The 20,187-nt window shown below is 43.5% G+C and carries 17 protein-coding genes; 10 read left to right on the top strand and 7 right to left on the bottom strand.

Features of this window, described 5'->3' with window-relative positions:
• Positions 1–272 precede the first annotated feature (272 nt).
• A complete protein-coding gene (gene glpK / locus ACT3TU_RS09830; RefSeq protein ID WP_192522949.1) occupies positions 273–1,874 on the bottom strand; it encodes a glycerol kinase GlpK in 1,602 nt (533 codons plus the stop codon).
• A 587-nt stretch (positions 1,875–2,461) separates the two neighbouring features.
• Between glpK and ACT3TU_RS09825 the strand changes: the two genes are divergently transcribed.
• From ACT3TU_RS09825 to ACT3TU_RS09810, 4 genes are all read left to right on the top strand, one after another.
• Positions 2,462–4,099, top strand: coding sequence for a TolC family protein (locus ACT3TU_RS09825; protein WP_444784321.1), 1,638 nt, complete (start codon positions 2,462–2,464; stop codon positions 4,097–4,099).
• 89 nt (positions 4,100–4,188) lie between these two features.
• Complete coding sequence (locus ACT3TU_RS09820; RefSeq protein ID WP_192522947.1) at positions 4,189–5,397, top strand: HlyD family secretion protein; 1,209 nt, start codon at positions 4,189–4,191, stop codon at positions 5,395–5,397.
• A 3-nt stretch (positions 5,398–5,400) separates the two neighbouring features.
• Positions 5,401–6,714 (top strand): ABC transporter permease, encoded by a 1,314-nt coding sequence (locus tag ACT3TU_RS09815; protein ID WP_192522946.1) that lies wholly within the window; start codon positions 5,401–5,403, stop codon positions 6,712–6,714.
• On the top strand, positions 6,714–7,904 hold the full coding sequence (locus ACT3TU_RS09810) for an ABC transporter permease (protein WP_192522945.1): 1,191 nt from the start codon (positions 6,714–6,716) through the stop codon (positions 7,902–7,904). Before ACT3TU_RS09815 ends, ACT3TU_RS09810 begins: the two co-directional genes overlap by 1 nt.
• 118 nt (positions 7,905–8,022) lie before the next feature.
• Here ACT3TU_RS09810 and sthA read toward each other — a convergent pair whose 3' ends face one another.
• The 3 genes from sthA to ppsR form a co-directional block, all read right to left on the bottom strand.
• The gene (gene sthA, locus ACT3TU_RS09805) at positions 8,023–9,666 is read right to left on the bottom strand and encodes a Si-specific NAD(P)(+) transhydrogenase (RefSeq protein WP_192522944.1); all 1,644 of its coding nucleotides are present in this window, start codon (positions 9,664–9,666) and stop codon (positions 8,023–8,025) included.
• 81 nt (positions 9,667–9,747) lie between these two features.
• A complete protein-coding gene (locus ACT3TU_RS09800; protein ID WP_192522943.1) occupies positions 9,748–10,152 on the bottom strand; it encodes a hypothetical protein in 405 nt (134 codons plus the stop codon).
• Between the two features lie 90 nt (positions 10,153–10,242).
• On the bottom strand, positions 10,243–11,139 hold the full coding sequence (gene ppsR / locus ACT3TU_RS09795; RefSeq protein ID WP_225736896.1) for a posphoenolpyruvate synthetase regulatory kinase/phosphorylase PpsR: 897 nt from the start codon (positions 11,137–11,139) through the stop codon (positions 10,243–10,245).
• Between the two features lie 748 nt (positions 11,140–11,887).
• On the opposite strand from ppsR, the gene ppsA reads away from it, so the two are divergent.
• From ppsA to ACT3TU_RS09765, 6 genes are all read left to right on the top strand, one after another.
• Complete coding sequence (gene ppsA, locus ACT3TU_RS09790) at positions 11,888–14,272, top strand: phosphoenolpyruvate synthase (RefSeq protein WP_192522942.1); 2,385 nt, start codon at positions 11,888–11,890, stop codon at positions 14,270–14,272.
• A gap of 173 nt (positions 14,273–14,445) precedes the next feature.
• Complete coding sequence (locus tag ACT3TU_RS09785; RefSeq protein ID WP_192522941.1) at positions 14,446–15,441, top strand: RDD family protein; 996 nt, start codon at positions 14,446–14,448, stop codon at positions 15,439–15,441.
• Between the two features lie 292 nt (positions 15,442–15,733).
• Positions 15,734–16,132, top strand: a complete 399-nt coding sequence (gene rpsF, locus ACT3TU_RS09780; RefSeq protein ID WP_192522940.1) for a 30S ribosomal protein S6 — start codon at positions 15,734–15,736, stop codon at positions 16,130–16,132.
• Between the two features lie 16 nt (positions 16,133–16,148).
• Complete coding sequence (gene rpsR, locus ACT3TU_RS09775) at positions 16,149–16,376, top strand: 30S ribosomal protein S18 (RefSeq protein WP_058368567.1); 228 nt, start codon at positions 16,149–16,151, stop codon at positions 16,374–16,376.
• 25 nt (positions 16,377–16,401) lie between these two features.
• Positions 16,402–16,914 (top strand): 50S ribosomal protein L9, encoded by a 513-nt coding sequence (rplI, locus tag ACT3TU_RS09770; protein WP_192522939.1) that lies wholly within the window; start codon positions 16,402–16,404, stop codon positions 16,912–16,914.
• 361 nt (positions 16,915–17,275) lie between these two features.
• Entirely contained in the window at positions 17,276–17,500 is a 225-nt protein-coding gene (locus ACT3TU_RS09765) for a hypothetical protein (RefSeq protein ID WP_192522938.1), read from the top strand.
• Between the two features lie 62 nt (positions 17,501–17,562).
• Here the strand turns inward: ACT3TU_RS09765 and ACT3TU_RS09760 are convergent, their stop codons facing one another.
• From ACT3TU_RS09760 to cobT, 3 genes are read right to left on the bottom strand one after another with little or no spacing between them, the layout of a single operon-like run.
• A complete protein-coding gene (locus tag ACT3TU_RS09760; protein WP_192522937.1) occupies positions 17,563–18,126 on the bottom strand; it encodes a histidine phosphatase family protein in 564 nt (187 codons plus the stop codon).
• Between the two features lie 33 nt (positions 18,127–18,159).
• Positions 18,160–19,023 (bottom strand): adenosylcobinamide-GDP ribazoletransferase, encoded by an 864-nt coding sequence (gene cobS, locus ACT3TU_RS09755; RefSeq protein WP_192522936.1) that lies wholly within the window; start codon positions 19,021–19,023, stop codon positions 18,160–18,162.
• The gene (cobT, locus tag ACT3TU_RS09750; RefSeq protein WP_192522935.1) at positions 19,023–20,081 is read right to left on the bottom strand and encodes a nicotinate-nucleotide--dimethylbenzimidazole phosphoribosyltransferase; all 1,059 of its coding nucleotides are present in this window, start codon (positions 20,079–20,081) and stop codon (positions 19,023–19,025) included. Before cobT ends, cobS begins: the two co-directional genes overlap by 1 nt.
• Positions 20,082–20,187 lie beyond the last annotated feature (106 nt).

Genomic DNA, 20,187 nt, shown 5'->3' with positions numbered 1-20,187 from the left:
ATTAAATTTATTGAGTACTAGCCTTTTAACTTAACGCCAAGTTATCAAGTTCTACAAATAGTAAGCGTTAAAAACCAGCGGTCTTGTTTAAGTCATCTAAAGTATAGAAATTTGTAGGTACTGACCGATAGACCGGTTATGTAAACTGTGTCCAAATTACGACTGTCTTGCGTTACAGCTTGTATTTGTATAACGATTTTGTAAGGTAGCACCACATTTTAAGTAATTTTTAATTGTTTTGTTACACTGATTTAATGTAATTGCTCACCCATTTATATCACTTTCAATGCTCTATCGATGGCTTGTTGCCACTTATTAAGATGTTGCTCACGGATATCGGCAGACATTGTAGGCTCGAAAATCCGGTCAACTTGCCATGACGCTTTCATGGTTGCTTCATCGTATAAGCCGGTTTTCAAACCTGCCAATAACGCGGCACCTTTAGCTGTAATCTCTGTATCTCTAGGGCGCAGCACCGGCACATCGAGTAGGTCTGCTTGGAACTGCATGAGCAAGTCATTGTTTGCAGCGCCGCCATCTACTCTGAGCTCGGTGAGTGGATGCGGACTGTCTTTTTGCATGGCAATAAGCACATCATAAGTTTGGTACGCCACAGCCTCTAGTGCTGCTCGGGCAATGTGAGCTTTGGTTGTACCGCGGCTCATACCTGTAATACTGGCGCTGATATCCGAACGCCAGTAAGGCGCACCCAGACCTGTAAATGCCGGCAGCATGACCACACCCTCACTGCTATCAACTTGCCGCGCTAACTCTTCGATTTCACTACTTTTTTGAATCATTCCTAGATTATCACGCAACCATTGAACGATGGCTCCTGCCATAAACACACTCCCCTCCAAGGCATAAGTAACTTCCTTTTTTGGTGGCTGTAGCATACGCTTTCCTGATTGTACAATTTGCTCAAACGATAGATTTTCTTGGCGCGTTGGCGCTGATTTTCGTTGCCATGCGATGGTCGTCAATAACTTATGTTCGCTAAGTTTAGGGGTCTGACCAATATTCATCAGCATGAAGCAACCTGTACCATACGTATTCTTTGCCATGCCAGCATCGAGGCAGCCTTGTCCAAACAATGCCGCTTGCTGGTCACCCAATACCGCATGAATGGGGATTTGCTTGGCAAACAGTCCTTTTTTGGTTTTGCCAAAGTCGCCGTCAGAGGGCAACACATTAGGTAAAATATTCATAGGTATCGCAAAACGAGCGCACAGCTCCTCTGACCATGCCAGCTTGTGTATATCATATAATAAGGTACGAGAAGCATTGGTCACATCGATGACATGCTCGCCGCCTGTTAGCTTATATATAAGCCAACTATCTATAGTGCCAACCGCTATCTCACCCTTGTTGGCGCGCACGCTCAGTTTGGGATCATTTTCTAAAAACCAAGCGATTTTACTGGCACTAAAGTACGGGTCTAGGCGCAGACCTGTGATACGTTGCACTTCGCTTGCCATATCATCGTGATTATTGTCGCGGGCTTTGGTAGCCCCAGTAATACTTTCAGCAGCGAGCGTTTTACAATAGCTGGCGGTACGTCTGTCTTGCCAAATAATAGCAGGTGCCAGCGGCTTGCCTGTTTGCTTATCCCAAATAACAATAGACTCACGCTGATTGGTAATCGCAATACCACTGACATCGGTCGCAAGCAGTCCCGCCTGATTAATCACATCATGGGCACAGCTTATTTGTGTTTGCCAAATTTGCTGGGCATCTTGCTCAACGAAGCCTGCTTGTGGAGTTTTTAACGTTGTGGGTTGCTGCGCTATTTTAATTGGACGGGCGTGGTCATCGTATAGTATCGCTCGACTCGACGTCGTCCCTTGATCTAATGCCAAAATATATCCTGCCATCGCTCACATCCTATCTTGTTTTATTTACTTTTATAGCATACAACAGTCTTATCTATGGCTCATGAACCATCGTGTAATGAAAGGCTCAGACCTAAAAGCAATTCAATCTCGAGCCTTTGATATAGGCAGTACTAAATAAAATCGATACGTTGGCAGTTTGGTTGGTAACCACGTACTACTGTTATAAATGAGGTTATTATTTGATATAAAAATAGTTAGCTAACATAAAAACAATGTCGACACAACGTAAAACAAGCAAATACTGAGCATTGACCCGTCACCATTGTGGCACTACAGTGTATACTTTGTTATCAATAATGTATTTTTAGTGTCTGTTAATCGTTTATAATATGGCCCTCGCTTTATCAGTGGCAGCTTATAACAACCACCGATGTTAATAATTAGGGCCTGTTCTTATGTCAACGATGGGTATTTTCGACACTTATTCTGTTTGATACTCAGCGTGACGGATAACAGACTTCTTTACTGTGCTGACTTTAAATACTTTGCATTCTAATTAATGGCTTATGTGACTTATGAAATTTGCTTTATCGACTCTGTCTACTGCTGTGCTGACGATTACGTTCATGAGCTTAACGATAGCACCCTTCGCAAGTGCTAACGATAATACGATTAAATCACAAAATGCGCTGACAGCAGACAATGTGACACAGATTGTCGATGCCAATCATCAAAATTACAGTCAAAATGACAGTCAAAATGACAGTCAAAAAATTGGCACTCAAGACAGCCCAACTGTTACAACTATTGAGAGCGAAAACGCTGAGCGACAGCCTGACTTGAGTACTCTTATCGATCCCATCACTCACAAAAGTATTGATAACAGTTATCCGTTAGAAGTGTCTAGCTTGTTAAGTCTTGAACAAGCGCAAAATGTTTTATTGCAAGTGTCACCAAAAATCGCCGCCAATCAAGCAGCGATTGCCTCTAGTGAGTTTGAAACTGACGCCCTCAAAACCATAGACAATCCGCTAGTATTCGCTCAAGTATCGGCCAATGCCTACAACTTAGACACGGATATCGATTTATCGACGCTCAAAAACGGCATCGTCAACGACATTAATAATAATGTTGATAGCGTCATTCCTCCTATTCCAGAGTTACCTAATTTCGGTGAACTGGTCGGTGATCGCCTACCAGACTCTTACAATTTAAAGCATTCAGGATCAACAACTGGCGCAGGACTTGGCGTGGTTTGGCCTATTTATACCGCTGGACGCACGACTGCTTTGACAGGCGCCTCTAATGCCCGTACCCAAGAAGCCGTCGCCGACAGTATCTTAGATAAAAACGAGCTTTATAACACCTTGATTGAACGTTACTTTAAGGCACAGTTGGCCATCATTGCCGCCTATTTACGCGACGATGCCTATGATACCTTGCAGCAGACCGACCATATGGCGCAGCGGCTTTTTGAAGAAGGTTTTATCTCCCGTGTTGATCGCTTAGAAGCAAAATCCGCCCTTGCCGATGCAAAAAGCGAGTCGGTCAATGCCAATAACGATGCACGCCTCGCAATGATAGCTTTACAGCGTCTATTGCGTACTGAGTATCGCATCAAACCCTCGACGCCGCTATTTGTTTCCAGCCGCCCTCTACCAGATGTGAATTACTTTCAGGACTTGGCACTCACCAATCATCCCGGTCTACAAAAAGTCGCCGCCAAACGTGCTCAGGCTCAGCAGTTACATGCGCTATCAGATACAGGTTACAAACCTACTGTCATGTTATACGGCTATGGACAAGTTGAAAAAGACCCCAGCTGGGTAGCAGGCATATCTGCAAGCTGGAAGCTGTGGGGCGGACTCGATAAAACGGCCTCACTAGCATCGAGTAATGCCAAGGTACGTCAAGCCGATTTGTCTGAAATTGAAGTTAGTGACAACTTATTATTGCTGGTCGAGAAAAACTGGCACGATGTAAACAATGCCCAATCTCGTTATCAGGCATTACAAAGTAACGTGGATTTGGCTGCTGAAGTATTACGTTTGCGTCGTTTGGGGCTTCAAGAAGGCGTTAATACGCCAATCGAGGTCGTCCAAGCACAAACGCAGTCGCTCAAAGCGCGCACCGAACAAGCGCAAGCGGCGAATACTTATGTACAGTCACTCGCCGCCCTCATGCAAAGCTGCGGCACACCGCTCGCCTTTAATACTTATCTCAATGCTGCGGATATTCAACTACCGACCTTATATGAAAAATAACACAGCTCGTTTATCATTTTAAAAAAATCAGACAACACACGACTTATTTTGCTTATTACCGATTTTATTGCCTTAGGAATCTCACTGTCATGACTGAATCTAGCAACGAATCAGACGACGCACGTAAATTAAACGACTCAGACCAATCATTAGAATCGGGTAATACTGATAATGAGCAGTTGTCTACTGATCCTGTGGTCAATACAACCGATATTGAGCCAGAGCAAACAGTGCCCAGTTATAAGCGCAATCCAGCAAAAACTGACAAGCCTGCGAAGATTAAAAAGATGGTTTTAGTACTGGTGGCTCTAATCGTCTTGGGCTTCATTGCTTATGGTCTATATAAAAGTAACCAACATAGCGAGCCTAAAGTAGTTACTTTGCAAGGACAGATGCAAATGCAGCAAACGTCTATCGGGGCAAAAGTTCCAGGGCGTATTGCACAAATTCTGGTCAAAGAAGGTGAGGCAGTGACAATTGGCCAGCAACTGATCGAGATGGACTCGCCTGAGATTAACGCCAAGATCAATCAAGCACGTGCCGGTAAACAAATGGCACAAAGCCAGCTCGATAAAGCAGAAAACGGTGCCCGCCCACAAGAAATTGCCCAAGCAAAAGCGGCGTGGCAAGCCAATAAAGCGGCGTCTGATTTGGCCGAAAACACCTATCAGCGGGTCAATCGTCTGTACGAAGAAGGCCTAATGGCACGGCAAAAACGCGATGAGGCCTATGCGCAGTATCAAGCCACACAAGACCAGACTGAAGCCGCTCGGTTACAGTATGATTTGGCGAAAGAAGGTGCTCGCAGTGAAGATAAGTCTGCAGCAACCGCACAAGTAGCCCAAGTCGATGCCAAGCTCGAAGAGGCGCTGGTCGCAAAAGAAGAAGCCAACCTAAGAAGCCCTATTGCTGGTATCGTGGACAATGTTATTGTCAGCGCTGGAGAAGTGATTGGTCAAGGCGTCCCTCTGCTTACTTTGGTCAATACCGATGAACAATGGGTAGTGTTAAACGTCACTGAAACGCACCTTAATCAATTTGCGATTGGTCAACGATTTATGGGCACTATCCCTGCTTTATCGTCACCTGAGAAACCTTATACCAAGCAGTTTACGGTATATGCTACCTCGACGTTATCTGACTTTGCCACTTGGCGCCCGACCAATAATGACGATGGTTTTGATGTTCGCACCTTTGAGATTAAAGCGCGACCAACCTCTCCCGATAGGCGGATTCGCTCGGGTATGAGCGTGGTTGTACGTCTCAATTCAACCCCTGTTAATCAGACCCAAGAGTAAGCCATGCGCCTGATTAGACTAGGTGAAGCATTTGTACGTAGTGCTGCCTACGAGCGTCGTTTTTTAGCCAAAAATCCTTGGGATTTTAGCATGGTGGTTTGGATACCATTCCTCACCGTGCTATTGATTTGGTGGATTTTTTCACAAATACAAATCACAGATTTGCCCATTGGAGTCATTGATAATGATCGGGGTCCTGTCGCCAATACCGCTGTGCGTTATTTGGAAGCCAATCCTAACCTAACCGTCAAACAGCTTTATCACTCGCCAGCTGCTGCAGAATCCGCTATCTTGCAACGTGATATCTATGCCGTGGTGATTATTCCCGAGGATTTCTCTCGCAATATCTCCTCAAGTAAGCCTTCGCCTATCGTGCTGCAAGTAAACGCTCAATACGGCACCCACTCAGGCATCATTCAAACCAGTGTTCAATCAGTTATCGCAACGCTATCAGCCGGTGTGGAGATACAACGTCTGGTGAAGCAAGGAATGGCGCCATCCCAAGCGGCGATTAATTACTCACCTGTCGGCATTCAGCGCATCAGTTTGTTTAATGCAGCCACCGATTACCAGCAGTTTTTGGCATCGACCGTCATTCCTGCCCTGTTACATATTTTGGCAATGGTCATTGGAGCCACGACGATTGGGCGTGAATTACGAGATAAGCGAATCGGTCGTTGGTACGACTTTATTGATACTGGTCGCCCTGATTTAGCACAGATTGAAGAAAATAAAGCAGCTGTTCTAGGGGATGGAAACGTCCAAAGTAATGACAATAAACCCCCAATACCTATTAAAGATGTCAAATCTAGACAAGTCAGCACTCTCGTGTTATTAAGTGGTTTGTTGGGTAAGTATTTTTGGCCAACATTGGCTTACAGTATATGGTCAATACTGGCACTGTGGCTTGCAGCTCCGCAGCAAATAGTGGCTATCAGCTCCCTCATTGCCACTTATTTCGGTCTTGTATTACTGATGATGTTGTCATTTTGGCTTGGCGCTATCTTTACTTTGACCTCGTTCTCGTTGCGTATGGGCCTGTCAGCTACTGGTTTTATTTCAGCGCCTTCTTATGCATTTGCTGGGGTCACTTTTCCTTATATCGCTATCAGCGACAGCGCCAAGCATTGGTCGGACGCCCTACCGCTCACCCATTATTTGAAGCTACATATTGCCCAGTTACAAATGCAAGCACCTGTTGCCATCTCACTACCAATTGTCTACGGGCTTACTATAGCGACGCTTATCACTATGTACCTTACCGCCTTACTGAGTAAACGCGCGCTGGCGCATCCTGAACGCTGGGGAGCACGCTAATGTCATCATCAAAAGATAAGTTATCTACTACCACCTCAGATTCAAAAAAGGCCCCTTCAACTCAAGGATTTTTAGGCAGCTTTTTTCAAACGATTAAAGACATATTTTCTGATAAAGGCGTATTACTACTATTAATGATTGCGCCTATTATCTATGGCTTCTTTTATCCTTGGCCGTATTCTACCGAAGTCGTGAATCATGTGCCTGTCGGTATTATCGATAAAGACAATAGTAACTTATCGCAAACCATCGTCCGTTATGCCAACGCAAGCCCGCAGCTGGATACGCAGCGCTTTTTGAATGAGCAAGAAGCCAAAGAAGCTATGTGGGCTGATGAAATCGCGGGCTATATGATTGTCCCTAGTGGGCTTGAGCAGCAAGTACAATCTGGAAAAGCTGCTAGCGTCAGCGTGCTTGGCAATGGTGGTTATTTTCTGTTAAATAAAAACGTACAACTGGGGTTTTTACAGGCCGTTAGTACCGTATCAGCCGGTATCGAAGTTAAGAAAAGCGTCGCGCAAGGGGCTTATTCAGCGACCGCAGCAGCCAACACCCAAGCGGTGCCATTAAAGATTGTTCCTTTATACAATCAGACGGAAGGCTACGGCGCTTATGTCGTGCCCGCGGTGTCTATTCTTATTTTGCAGCAAACCCTTTTGATGTCGACGGCAATGCTGATTGGCACGTGGTATGAGCAACGTCGCCATAGAACCAGTATTCGCGGCTGGCTTGGCCGTATTGCTGCGCTAAGTATGCTTAGCTTTGTGGTTGGCTGCTTTTATTATGGCTGGGCGTTCGAGCTGCACCATTATCCACGCGGACAAAACATGCTTGGCAGTCTATTATTTCTACTGCTATTTTGTCCGACAGTAGCGACACTCGGTTGCGTATTGGGGCTTTGGTTTCGTCAGCGTGAGCGCAGTATGCAAATCTTAATTTTTAGCTCACTACCAATGTTTTTTGTTAGTGGTTATCCGTGGCCGGCCAATCAACTTCCAGAGTTTTTGCAAGTCATACGTTGGTTAATACCAACAACGCCTGGTATCAACACTTCTGTCCAGCTCAATCAAATGGGCGCGAGTGTTACGCAAGTGGCGACAGGTTTTTATGCGCTTGCCGCGTTATGGCTACTTTACTTTATATTACTGCTATTGTTTCGCAGATTGACTTCACATAACAAAACAGCATAATCAAAGACAATCGAAACATCGAAATATTAAGGTATTGAAGCAAAAGTATTGAAGTAAAAAAAGCGCCTGCAATATTTGCAGACGCTTTTTTATTCACTAACTTTCAGCTTTTTAATGTTTAGAACACACGATTCAGACCATTCAATGCTGCTACGCGATACGCTTCTGCCATCGTTGGATAGTTAAAGGTCGTATTCACAAAATACTCAAGCGTCGCATTACACTTCATTACCGCTTGGCCAATATGAATAATCTCTGAGGCATGGTTGCCGTAACAATGAATGCCTAGAATCTCCAATGTATCGCGATGGAATAATATTTTTAGAACGCCCGAGCGTTCACCAATAATCTGCGCCCGTGCTAGGTGCTTAAAGAACGCCTGACCCACTTCATAAGGGACCTTTTCATCCGTCAGCTCTTGCTCAGTCTTACCAATGCTGGAGATTTCAGGAATCGTATAAATACCAGTCGGTACGCTTGATACTGGCTCGGCATCACTATCACCCACCATAAAGGCGGCAGCACAGCGACCTTGATCATAAGCAGCAGAAGCCAGCGACGGCCAACCGATAACATCACCCGCAGCATAAATATTTTTAATCTCAGTACAATAAGTATCATCGACTTTGAGCTGACCACGGCTATTGGCTTCAAGCCCGATGGCTTCTAAATTTAACCCTTCGGTGTTACCTGAGCGACCATTCGACCAAAGGATGGCATCAGACTTGATGCGCTTACCGCTCTTTAAATGCAGAACGACATAATCATCATGGGTCTCAAGATGGTCAATCTCTTCATTACTGCGGATAAGCACACCGAACTGTCTAAAGTCATGGGCGATAGCATCACTGATTTCACTATCTAAGTAGCTTAGTAGCTGGTTTTGGTTATTGATCAAATCAACTTTATAACCAAGACCGGTAAAGATAGAAGCGTACTCACAACCAATCACCCCAGCACCATAAATAATAATCTTTTTGACGATATAATCCATTTGTAGGATTTTATCAGAGTCAAAAACACGCGGATGATTAAAGTCTAAGATTTCAGGGCGGTATGGGCGGCTACCGACGGTGACAATGGCTTTATTAAAAGTAATTTGTTCAAAGACATTTTCATCGGTTTCGATACGTAAAGTATGCGCATCGACAAAACTTGCCCAACCTTGGATAACTTCGATACGGTTACGCTCATAAAAACGTTTATGCGTACCGACTTGATTGCGAATAACTTTTCGTGCATTGGCCAGCACTTTGTTTAGAGGAACCTGTTTATACTCCATCGCATTGGCAAACATAGGATCACGGCGAAAGTTAATCAAGTTAAATACCGATTGGCGTAGTGCTTTACTCGGGATAGTGCCCACATGAGTAGAGTTACCACCAACTTGATCTCGCGGATCAATGACCACCACTCTTTTACCCGATTTGGTCAACTTCATGGCAGCCGCTTCACCAGCAGGGCCTGCACCTAGGACAACCGCATCATACTCATACTCATGGTCATCGCTTTTTAAACGGCGCGAGTCCTTGGCAAAACCAGATTTGATATCGATTCGCGTATCATCAAGTGGATTAATAAGATCAGGATGATACAGGGCATCGTCTTTGATTTGTTCGTGGGTTTGCTCAATATTTTGTTTTTTGTTTTTGCCTTCGGTGTGCTCGGGATTGGGCACGTGACCGCTTTCTTTATTCGATACTTCGGTATGAGTGTCTTTCCCGATATCATTGGTCGCGTCGCTTGGTTTTTTACTTCCCATCGTGTCCTCTTTATATTTACTTATTTATTTGATATTTAGACTATGCATGACACACTATTTTCATGAGTCAAGACTACAGTACTAAGGCGTGCCTACCATACGTTGTGATAGTATGTTTTGCAATGTCCAATGCCCGGTCAGGCTTTTCTTTCCTTCATCAATCTGCGGGCGGGCACTAATGATGTATTCTGTGCCAAGGCTGGGTTCGAAATCATCGACCCAGTCATAAGGAACCTGGAACACGCTGCCATTTTTGCTTGATTTGGCAAGCAAGCACTGCATCGGTAATGCCGATGCACAGGCAACACGATTGGGCATAATCGTTAGTGTTTGTGCTTCACCCAAGACGATAGTTGGAATATAACGTGGTTCAGCTACTGGCTCACGCGCAAAAGGTGACGTCTGGCAGGCACTAAGTAAGCCGACCGCACTCAGTAAACTGGCCATCAATAAAGGTGTCTTGCTAGACGAATAGGATAAACTCATAATATTCTCTATATGGTAATGAGAGGGTATTGAATAACGGGCATCAATAATTTTTTGTTAAGTGGGGCTGGTTTTTACACTCAAACTTTATCAACCAATACGGCGTTTGAGACCTGTCATTTGTAGGATACGAGTGGCAATCTCTTCAACAGACATCTCAGACACGTCTAAGCTTGGAATACCATGGGTAATATAAATCCCTTGTATCGCTCGCTGCTCTTGCTGACATTGCTGATAGCTCGAATAACGACTGCCCGCACGGCGTTCTTGGCGGATTTTTACCAAGCGATCGGTATCGATGAGCAAACCAAACAGCTTGTCCTTGTGCTCGCGTAACGCATTTGGTAGCTGATTGTCGTACAAATCATCTTCGGTCAGCGGGTAATTGGCTGCTCGAATTCCAAACTGTAAAGCTAAGTATAGTGACGTCGGTGTTTTACCCGAACGAGACACCCCAACCAGTATGATATCGGCGGCATTATAATGACGCGTGCGCGCACCATCGTCGTTGTCTAGCGCAAAATGTACCGCATCAATACGCTCTTTATAAGTCTCAGAATCGACATCATCGTGTGCATGACCGGAATGTCCATCCGGCTCTACGCCAGTCTCTTCAGCGACGCGCCCTATCAGTCCTTCATACATGTCTAGGTTACAGCCGTGCGCAGAATTGATTTTTTGACGAATTTCAGGGCTAACAATCGTATCAAATACCAAAGGTAGCAACCCGTCTCTTTGATAGGCCATATTGATTTGTTCGACGGCATCTTCGGCGCGCTCTAAGCTATCGACATAAGGTAGCACTCGCGTCTCAAAAGGCACCGAGGCAAACTGACTCAAAATAGCACGACCCAGTGTCTCAGCAGTAATCGCTGTCCCATCTGAGATAAAAAATGCCGTTCTGATGGCTTGTGAGCTGTCTAAGTTTAGCGCATGGCGGTTTTGAATGGTAGGTTTCACTTGTTCAGCGGGATTGCTTGAGTACATAACTTTGACACCTCGATTAAAAACACAATAGTAATCTTTATTTAGCTTTTATTATTCATTCATTTTAGACTCATTTTCCACTTTATATAAGTCTGATATTGAACATCTATACAGCGACAAGCGCCTATTATTCATGCTCACATTATACGCACAATAGCGGCCCAATAGAAATTAATGTTACAGGCGTACACTTAGTAAAGACAACATTACAATCAGTATTGAAACCAATATTATTTTTAGTCTGGTCATAGCAATTGACGATAATAATCCTGCACTTTTATCATTAATGTTTATCTTAATTCAGCATAATTTGTCCTATATGTTATTTGCTATATATAGCTATAGTAGATTCATTGTAAAAACCATACAGGGCTATTGGCTATATTTTTTCAGCCTTTGTCACGCTGATAAGTAGCAAGTAAGAAAAATTTATGCCAATAGAATACTATTTTGGAATATAGCTCCTTTATAGTAAAACATAGCTCTTTATAGTAAATTGATACTATTTAGCTGTTTTATGATAAAGCGGGCTTATCACTATCAGCCAACGTCATATTGGCTTTTATTAGCATTGAACCAACCCTTAAAAATTTATAATTTGGCATATCCTGCGTAAATTATGTAGCAAAGCCCACAATTTGTATCTTTTTGACAAATACTTTGGTTCTAACCCTCGAAATTCTTAAAATATAGGGGTATAATCCACCATTATAATCTTTACTAAATAACCTTATTTTCTGGAGTTATCATGGCAGCGCAATCTACAGCACTTGTAATCAATCTTGATCAGCTAGGAAAAAACGACATTGATATGGTCGGTGGTAAGAATGCCTCGCTTGGCGAGATGATCAGCCATCTATCTGATTTGGGCGTTAGCGTTCCAGGCGGCTTTGCCACCACTTCAAATGCGTTCAACCGCTTTTTGACAGAAACAGGCTTGCTTGAAAAAATCAACAACGAGCTAAAAACATTAGACGTCAATGATGTTAACAAGCTGGCTGCTACGGGTAAAAAAATTCGTACGTGGATTATTGAGCAAGAGCTGCCAAAAGACCTTGAGCAAGAAGTGCGTCAGTCATTTGAAACCATGAGCGGCGGCGAAGATATCGCCGTTGCTGTGCGTTCGTCTGCGACTGCTGAAGATTTGCCAGATGCTTCATTTGCCGGTCAGCAAGAAACTTATCTGAACATTCGTGGTATTGATAATGTCCTACTTGCGATTAAAGAAGTCTTTGCTTCTTTATATAATGACCGTGCCATCTCTTATCGTGTACATAAAGGCTTTGAGCACGAAGGCGTTGCCCTATCTGCTGCTGTACAACGTATGGTTCGCTCAGAAACTGGCGCCGCTGGTGTGATGTTCACCTTAGATACAGAAAGTGGTTTTGACCAAGTGGTCTTTATCACTTCAAGCTATGGTTTGGGCGAGATGGTCGTACAAGGCGCGGTAAACCCTGACGAATTCTATATCTCCAAAAGATTACTTGAAAATGGCAAACCTGCGGTCATTCGCCGTAACCTCGGTAGCAAACATAAGAAAATGATTTATGGTGATGAAGGCAGCACCACTAAATCCGTAACAATCGTTGATGTCGAAAAACAAGAGCGTATGCAGTTCTCTCTATCTACTGAAGAGCTGAACTCACTTGCCAAGCAAGCGATGACGATTGAGAAGCATTATGGTCAAGCGATGGACATCGAATGGGCAAAAGACGGCGATAGCGGTGAAATCTTTATCGTCCAAGCCCGTCCTGAAACCGTTAAGAGCCGTCAAGACAGCAACGTAATGGAACGCTACATCATCGACACCACTGGTGCCAAAGTATTGTGCGAAGGTCGCTCAATTGGTCAGCGCATCGGCTCAGGTAAAGTACGTATCGTTAGCAACCTAAACGAGATGGACAAAGTAGAAGAAGGCGACGTACTGGTATCAGACATGACCGATCCTGATTGGGAACCAGTCATGAAACGTGCTTCTGCTATTATTACCAACCGTGGTGGACGTACGTGTCACGCAGCGATTATCGCCCGTGAACTTGGCGTACCAGCCATCGTTGGTTGTGGTAATGCCACTGAGTTATTGGTTGACGGTCAAGACGTAACTGCTTCTTGTGCCGAAGGTGATACTGGCTTCATCTATGAAAGTCAGATTGATTTTGAAGTACAGACCAACTCTGTTGAGTCTATGCCAGAGCTTGCCTTTAAAGTCATGATGAACGTCGGTAACCCAGACCGTGCCTTCTCATTTACCCAAATGCCAAACGAAGGTATCGGTCTTGCACGTCTTGAATTTATCATCAACCGTATGATTGGTGTGCATCCAAAAGCCTTGCTCAACATGAACAGCTTACCACGTGAAATCTCACAAGCAATCAATGAGCGTATCGCAGGTTATGCCTCACCGGTTGACTTCTATGTCGATAAATTGGTCGAAGGCATCTCAACCCTAGCCGTCGCTTTTATGGATCAGCCAGTTATCGTTCGTATGTCAGACTTTAAATCAAACGAATATGCCAACCTTTTAGGTGGTAAACTGTACGAGCCATCAGAAGAAAACCCAATGCTTGGTTTCCGTGGTGCTAGCCGTTATGTTTCTGATAATTTCCGTGACTGCTTTGAGCTTGAGTGTAAAGCCCTTAAGCGTGTCCGTGATGAAATGGGCTTGACCAACGTCGAGATTATGATTCCATTCGTCCGTACCGTTGGTGAAGCAGCTGAAGTCATCGAACTGTTGGCAAAAAATGGCCTAAAACGTGGCGAGAACGGTCTACGCGTCATCATGATGTGTGAGCTACCAACCAATGCGTTACTAGCAGAAGAATTCCTAGAGCACTTCGATGGTTTCTCAATCGGTTCAAACGACTTGACTCAGCTAACACTAGGTCTTGACCGTGACTCAGGTATCGTCTCACATCTATTTGATGAGCGTGATCCTGCCGTTAAGAAGCTATTGTCTATGGCTATTGAGGCTTGTAACAAAGCTGGTAAATACATCGGTATTTGTGGTCAGGGTCCATCAGATCATCCAGACCTTGCTTACTGGCTCATGGAACAAGGCATCAACTCAGTGTCATTGAACCCTGACTCAGTACTTGATACTTGGTTCTTCTTAGCAGGTGAAGAGACCAAATAAGCCGTAACGTTAAGTCACAACGTTAATTCACACCGGCATTTAAGATACAACTATAGCAGGGTCTATTTGAAAAATATTAAATAGGCCCTAATATTATGTATTATAAATAATGACTTAAAGACAGTTTTTAAGAGACAGTTTTTAAAAAACAGTGACTTGAGATATGACTAACTATGCAGGCAATTATGCAGATTTTCCTTGCTCGAAATAACGTACAGGCTGGTCCATACAATTTGGAGCAGCTCAACATCATGTTGGCATCTGGCGAAGTGTTGCTCGATGATTTGATCTGGCATGACGGCTTAGACCAATGGCAACGTGTAGGTAACTTGACCAACAATCAAACAGTATATAGGCCTACTAACACTAGCAACCCTGAGGTCAATGACTCTATTATCAATAACGTCACGGTCTTTCCTGAAGATAATGTCAGCAATGACCAAGATGGTAAATCAGTGTCGTTAGACAGATTGTATGGCAAGCCTGAACGCCCAAAAGCGACCGATAAAGATGTGAAAGTCGATATGGTCACCAATCGTCAGCACACGCCGCATAACAATGTGTCATTAAATAAATCTAATGCCAACAAAACGGTCTCTAGTAAAGATAAAGTCGTTGGTAATATGGTGCTTGCCCCAATTATGTCGCGAGTACTTGCGACTGCACTCAATGGTTTATTGTATTTACTGGCTATCTTTCCGCTAGTCATGGCATTAACCAAAATGGACGTCGACTATAGCAAGTTTCAAGATATCCAAAATATGGACGCAGCGTATCAATACTCAATGACGCTGATGGAGAGTCTTCCTAGTAGCATATTGATGATGTCACAAGTGATGGTCTTTGGCCTGTTTGCTCTACAATTGGTATTTATCACTTTGCGTGGTCAATCGCTAGGTAAGCTAATTACGGGTATCCGCGTGGTCGATCAAACCACCCATCGTTTACCCTCTTTTGGTAAACTCATCGGCATGCGTACCTTGCTGTTGTTCATTATTTACAACTTACTGTTCTCATTTACCAGCTTTTTAGGCTTTGTGATCATTGCTATTCATTATTATATGGCATCGAAAAGCCCTGAAAATATTGGTTGGCATGATAAACTGGCTAAAACCTTAGTGGTAAAAGCCGATAGTAGCCAGCTGGTAAAAGAACCAAAAATAAAATAGTTTATCTGTCATTCTGACTATAAATCATACCTTCTAAAATTGTAATAAAAAAGCAGCGTATTCACGTTGCCTTTTTTATTGATAGAAAGCAGTTTATTGCTTTTATATTTTATTAGCAGTGGCTTAGCGATTAACCTTTGTGTTAATGAATGAGTACTGTTATAATACGGCGCTTTATAAACTAAGCTTATTCTTCATTATTTTTATCCTATTTAATGAGTATTGGGTTTACTTTATAAATCTCCTTGCTATTAACATAGGGTTAATAGCTACTAATCCGTAAGGAGTCATAATGCGACATTACGAACTGGTGTTACTTGTACACCCAGACCAAAGCGACCAAGTGGTCGGCATGGTTGAGCGCTACATCAAGTTAGTTCAAGACAACAACGGTGTTATCCATCGTTTAGAAGATTGGGGCCGTCGTCAGTTGGCTTACCCGATCAACAAGATTCACAAAGCTCATTACGTTCTTTTCAACATTGAAACTGACGGTGAAACTTTAGCTGAACTTGAAGAATTATTCCGTTATAACGACGCGATCATTCGTAGTCTAGTTATGCGCCGTGACGAAGCTGTCACTGAAGAGTCGCAGTTAGCCAAGAATGCCGATGAAAAACGCGCACGCAAAGCAACTACTCGTCGTCCAGACAATCGTGAAAACGACGACAACGACAACAGTGAAGACTAATTAAAGGAGAATACTCATGGCACGTTTCTATCGCCGTCGCAAATTCTGCCGTTTCACTGCTGAAGGCATCACTCACATCGATTATAAAGATGTTGAATTGCTAAAACAGTACATCAGTGATAATGGTAAAATCGTACCAAGCCGCATTACCGGTACATCTACTAAATATCAGCGTCAACTGGCCACTGCTATCAAGCAAGCTCGTTACCTTTCGCTACTTCCGTATACTGACAACCATCAGTAATTTAACCGTTAACTAGGAATGACTCATGCAAATTATTTTGTTACAGCGTATCGTCAACCTTGGTAAACTCGGTGAAACTGTCGATGTGAAACCAGGTTACGGTCGTAACTTTCTTATCCCTCAGGGCAAAGCGCTACCTGCTACTGCAGCTAACATTGAAAAGTTCGAAGCACGTCGTGCCGAGCTTGAAGCTGAAGAAGCAAAAGAAGTAAGCGTTGCTCAAGAACGTGCCGATGCATTGACTGACGTTAATGTTATTATGCGCGCTAAATCAGGTGACGAAGGCAAGCTATTCGGCTCTATCGGTACTCGCGATATCGCTGAAGCATTGACGAACTCAGGTCTAGAAGTTGACCGTGCTGAAATCAAGCTACCTGAAGGTACTTTACGTCAAATTGGCGAATACAATGTTGATATTCAGCTACACCATGACGTTACCGCTAGCATCTTAGTAACCATTCTTTCAGAAGATGGTGATAACGAAGATTCAGCAGAAGAAGAAGTTGAAGACGACAACGAAGACTATTCAGAAGAGTAATTTTTGAATATCTAGAAGTAGTCTAAAAAAACCAGTAACGTCATGTTGCTGGTTTTTTTATATCTATAATTTGACAAATACTCTACCCTGTCTCTTAGGAATAGAACGTTTGAATACTATATCCGAAAACCGTTCCTTAACTAATGATTTTAACAGTAAATTGTATAGTGATATATTCCAGCAATAATTTGTAGTAAATGCCTAATAATTCCTATACTTAACAATAAGATACTACCCACAAAGTCGTCTTTATTAACCTAGTTTGAGTTGCTACCCTCCCTGTGTCTAATTTATAGATTCTTATTTTTTGATTTCTTATTTTTTGATTTCTTATTTTTTGATAACGACAGGGTACGACAACATGATAAACACTGATGATAAACTACTATGTATTCAAGGTAATGATTTTTACTCAAAAGGTGAAATCTATACCGTCGGTAGAATCGTCAATAATAAATACTTCCAGCTATTAACGGGCAGCAATGATGATCACTGGTATGCGACATTAGATAACGAAGGCATTTATGTGAGCTTTGATTCTATGACAGCAGAAGACAGCAAAGCTTGGTTTGATAAGATTGCTTAGATAGTGATTATCTTTAGATACAAACTGTATAGGAGTGTTTTGGAAAAATAGGGTCTTTCGGATTAAAACTCTAGCCGGCTACATGATTGATAATTCACGGGTCGTGGCCACTTATTGGCCAGTTTTGGTACCTCTTGGTCAGCGGCAATCATCTTGGCAGCATTTATCCAACCGGCATGACCGACCATTAAGAGGAATTTATGGTTATGTTCATAGCCACTTTCAGCTACCCTTGCATGCAACCATCGCTCAACACGGTCAAATAATTGCTGCAAACTTTCCCCTTTTGCAGGAGAGAAATTCGCAAAGTTATCGCACCAGTCATCAATTTCTTGTTTTTCAATCTGCGCCCAAGCCTGCCCATCCCAAATACCAAAATCAATCTCCGCAAGCTCCTTTGACACTCGACATTCAAAACCACGTTGCGCCAATATTTGCCCGACTCGTAGTGAGCGCTGTAATGGGCTGACCCAAATAACTTTTGGTAATCGATGCAGGCGTACAAAACGCTGAATTTTATTAGCAAGGCGCTTTAGTTTACGCCTATCAACACTGAGATCTGTCTGTCCGATACAAAACCCTTCGGCAGCAATCGGCTTAGGATGACGCCACATATGAACAATCATTAACTATTCCTATCCTTTTCTAACCTTTAAACCTTATATGAATGACACAATGGCAGCGAGTCCTACATAAATAGCGATTTCACTAAGTTGCTGCGTCGCACCCAACCCATCACCGGTATAACCATCTAAACGCCTACGTAATAATCGCCGCATATAATCTGTCGCTATCAGCGCTAATACTAATGCCAATAGCCATTGAGCAAAGCCGATCTGCTGCACCGTATAGGGAAACATAAACGTGACTAGACCAAGTGCTAATAGCAACCAACCGCTGCTATATAACCCTTGTAATGGCGTTAGCTGCTGCGCCATAGGTTTGGCCTTGGCATGCTCAATCTCACCGCCATAGGGCAGCAAAGTAAGTAAGCTAATACACAACAAGCGTGAAGCAGTGTGTCCAACAATCAAGGCAACGATAGCAACAAATAACGGCATAGAAGCCAATAAGCTGATTTTAATTAATAATGCGGATACTAAACCTAAAACACCATAAGTCCCTAGGCGCGAATCCTTCATAATCTCCAACGTACGCTCGCGAGTTAGACCACCACCCAATCCATCACAACTATCGGCAAGCCCGTCTTCGTGAAAAGCGCCCGTTAATTTAATCCCGAAAGCGGTGCTTATTACCGCTGCAACTAATGGGGTAAATAAGACACTGCCAAGCCAAAATACGCCAGCGCAAAGCAAACCGACGAGCAAACCTACTGCGGGAAAATGGCGACTACTTTCGTGCAACCATTGCGGATTATAATGGGTAAATTGTGGTACTGGCAATCGCGTTAAAAACTGGATAGCAACCAATACTAGGCGCCATTCATATTTTATAAACTCGACAATGGATGGTTTAGGTAAAGGGTTATTTGGCGATGTTGAGTGATTTTTTGATTGTGTCATCAGTTATTTTGTCCGCTAATACCTGCGTCACTAAAACTTGCCATTTCATTGATAATGGCACAAGCCGATTGCAATAGTGGATACGCTAACGCTGCACCGCTACCCTCACCTAAACGCATACCCATATTAAGTAGCGGCTCAGCGTTTAGTAATTTTAATAAATGCCCATGCCCCGGCTCGACAGAATGATGTGCAAATACAGCGTACTGTGCGACACCTGGCGCTAAACGCTCCGCCACTAATAACGCGACGCTGGCAATAAAACCATCGATTAAAAGAATACGTCGTTCACTGGCTGCCTGCACCAGCGCACCTGCCATCATAGCAATCTCTAGCCCGCCCAATGCCGCCAATGCGAGCAATGGTGAGTTTACGTCATGATGACGCTCTAATACTTGCGTCAAAATAGTTGCCTTGTGCTGTAACCCTGCATCGTCAAGACCAGTACCGCGCCCGATACAATCTTCAATGGATAAATCTCCTAATCTCGCCAACAATAAACTCGCCGCTGAGGTGTTACCAATACCCATTTCTCCAACAATCAACAAATTGCCGGGTATATCCTCCACCACTCGCTTACCACTTTCAAGCGCAGCTAAGCATTCATCTTCTGTCATCGCGGGTTCTGTTAGCGCGTCACGACTACCGCGACGGACTTTATAATCAAGCAATTTCGGATGGTTTTTAAAAGTAGAGTTGCCAAAGTCGGCATCTACCCCTGCATCAACGACCTTTAATTCAATATCATGTTGGCGTGCGAGTACATTGATAGCAGCGCCACCCTGCAAAAAGTTAATAACCATCTGCGCAGTAACAGTACTAGGGAACGCTGACGTGCCATGCTTGGTCAAACCATGGTCGGCAGCAAATACTCGGATTTGTGGCTGCTCAATATGCGGTGTGGTGGTGCCTTGAATCATACCCAGTTGCAACGCTAATGTCTCTAAACGTCCTAATGCACCAAGCGGTTTGGTTTTTTGGTCTATGATTTGCTGCAGCTGTTGACGTAAGTCGCTATTTTTTATATTGGGAATAATAGGCGCGATAAATGTGTTCAATGAATAATCCTAAACGTTATAAAAAATAGGCGTCTATGTTAGCAGATTAACCAATTTATGATGATAAGATTAAGCTAATTGAACCACCCTAACCTGAAGATTTGTA

It is taken from the genome of Psychrobacter sp. AOP3-A1-26 (assembly GCF_052378235.1).
Taxonomy (GTDB): Bacteria; Pseudomonadota; Gammaproteobacteria; order Pseudomonadales; family Moraxellaceae; genus Psychrobacter.
This window is presented reverse-complemented; position numbering and strand designations above follow the sequence as displayed.

Excerpts from the sequence above, each read along its gene's own strand:
- glpK (WP_192522949.1), bottom strand. The coding sequence starts at position 1,874 with ATGGCAGGATATATTTTGGCATTAGATCAAGGGACGACGTCGAGTCGA.
- ACT3TU_RS09825 (WP_444784321.1), top strand. The coding sequence starts at position 2,462 with ATGAGCTTAACGATAGCACCCTTCGCAAGTGCTAACGATAATACGATT.
- ACT3TU_RS09820 (WP_192522947.1), top strand. The coding sequence starts at position 4,189 with ATGACTGAATCTAGCAACGAATCAGACGACGCACGTAAATTAAACGAC.
- ACT3TU_RS09815 (WP_192522946.1), top strand. The coding sequence starts at position 5,401 with ATGCGCCTGATTAGACTAGGTGAAGCATTTGTACGTAGTGCTGCCTAC.
- ACT3TU_RS09810 (WP_192522945.1), top strand. The coding sequence starts at position 6,714 with ATGTCATCATCAAAAGATAAGTTATCTACTACCACCTCAGATTCAAAA.
- sthA (WP_192522944.1), bottom strand. The coding sequence starts at position 9,666 with ATGGGAAGTAAAAAACCAAGCGACGCGACCAATGATATCGGGAAAGAC.
- ACT3TU_RS09800 (WP_192522943.1), bottom strand. The coding sequence starts at position 10,152 with ATGAGTTTATCCTATTCGTCTAGCAAGACACCTTTATTGATGGCCAGT.
- ppsR (WP_225736896.1), bottom strand. The coding sequence starts at position 11,139 with ATGTACTCAAGCAATCCCGCTGAACAAGTGAAACCTACCATTCAAAAC.
- ppsA (WP_192522942.1), top strand. The coding sequence starts at position 11,888 with ATGGCAGCGCAATCTACAGCACTTGTAATCAATCTTGATCAGCTAGGA.
- ACT3TU_RS09785 (WP_192522941.1), top strand. The coding sequence starts at position 14,446 with ATGCAGGCAATTATGCAGATTTTCCTTGCTCGAAATAACGTACAGGCT.
- rpsF (WP_192522940.1), top strand. The coding sequence starts at position 15,734 with ATGCGACATTACGAACTGGTGTTACTTGTACACCCAGACCAAAGCGAC.
- rpsR (WP_058368567.1), top strand. The coding sequence starts at position 16,149 with ATGGCACGTTTCTATCGCCGTCGCAAATTCTGCCGTTTCACTGCTGAA.
- rplI (WP_192522939.1), top strand. The coding sequence starts at position 16,402 with ATGCAAATTATTTTGTTACAGCGTATCGTCAACCTTGGTAAACTCGGT.
- ACT3TU_RS09765 (WP_192522938.1), top strand. The coding sequence starts at position 17,276 with ATGATAAACACTGATGATAAACTACTATGTATTCAAGGTAATGATTTT.
- ACT3TU_RS09760 (WP_192522937.1), bottom strand. The coding sequence starts at position 18,126 with ATGATTGTTCATATGTGGCGTCATCCTAAGCCGATTGCTGCCGAAGGG.
- cobS (WP_192522936.1), bottom strand. The coding sequence starts at position 19,023 with ATGACACAATCAAAAAATCACTCAACATCGCCAAATAACCCTTTACCT.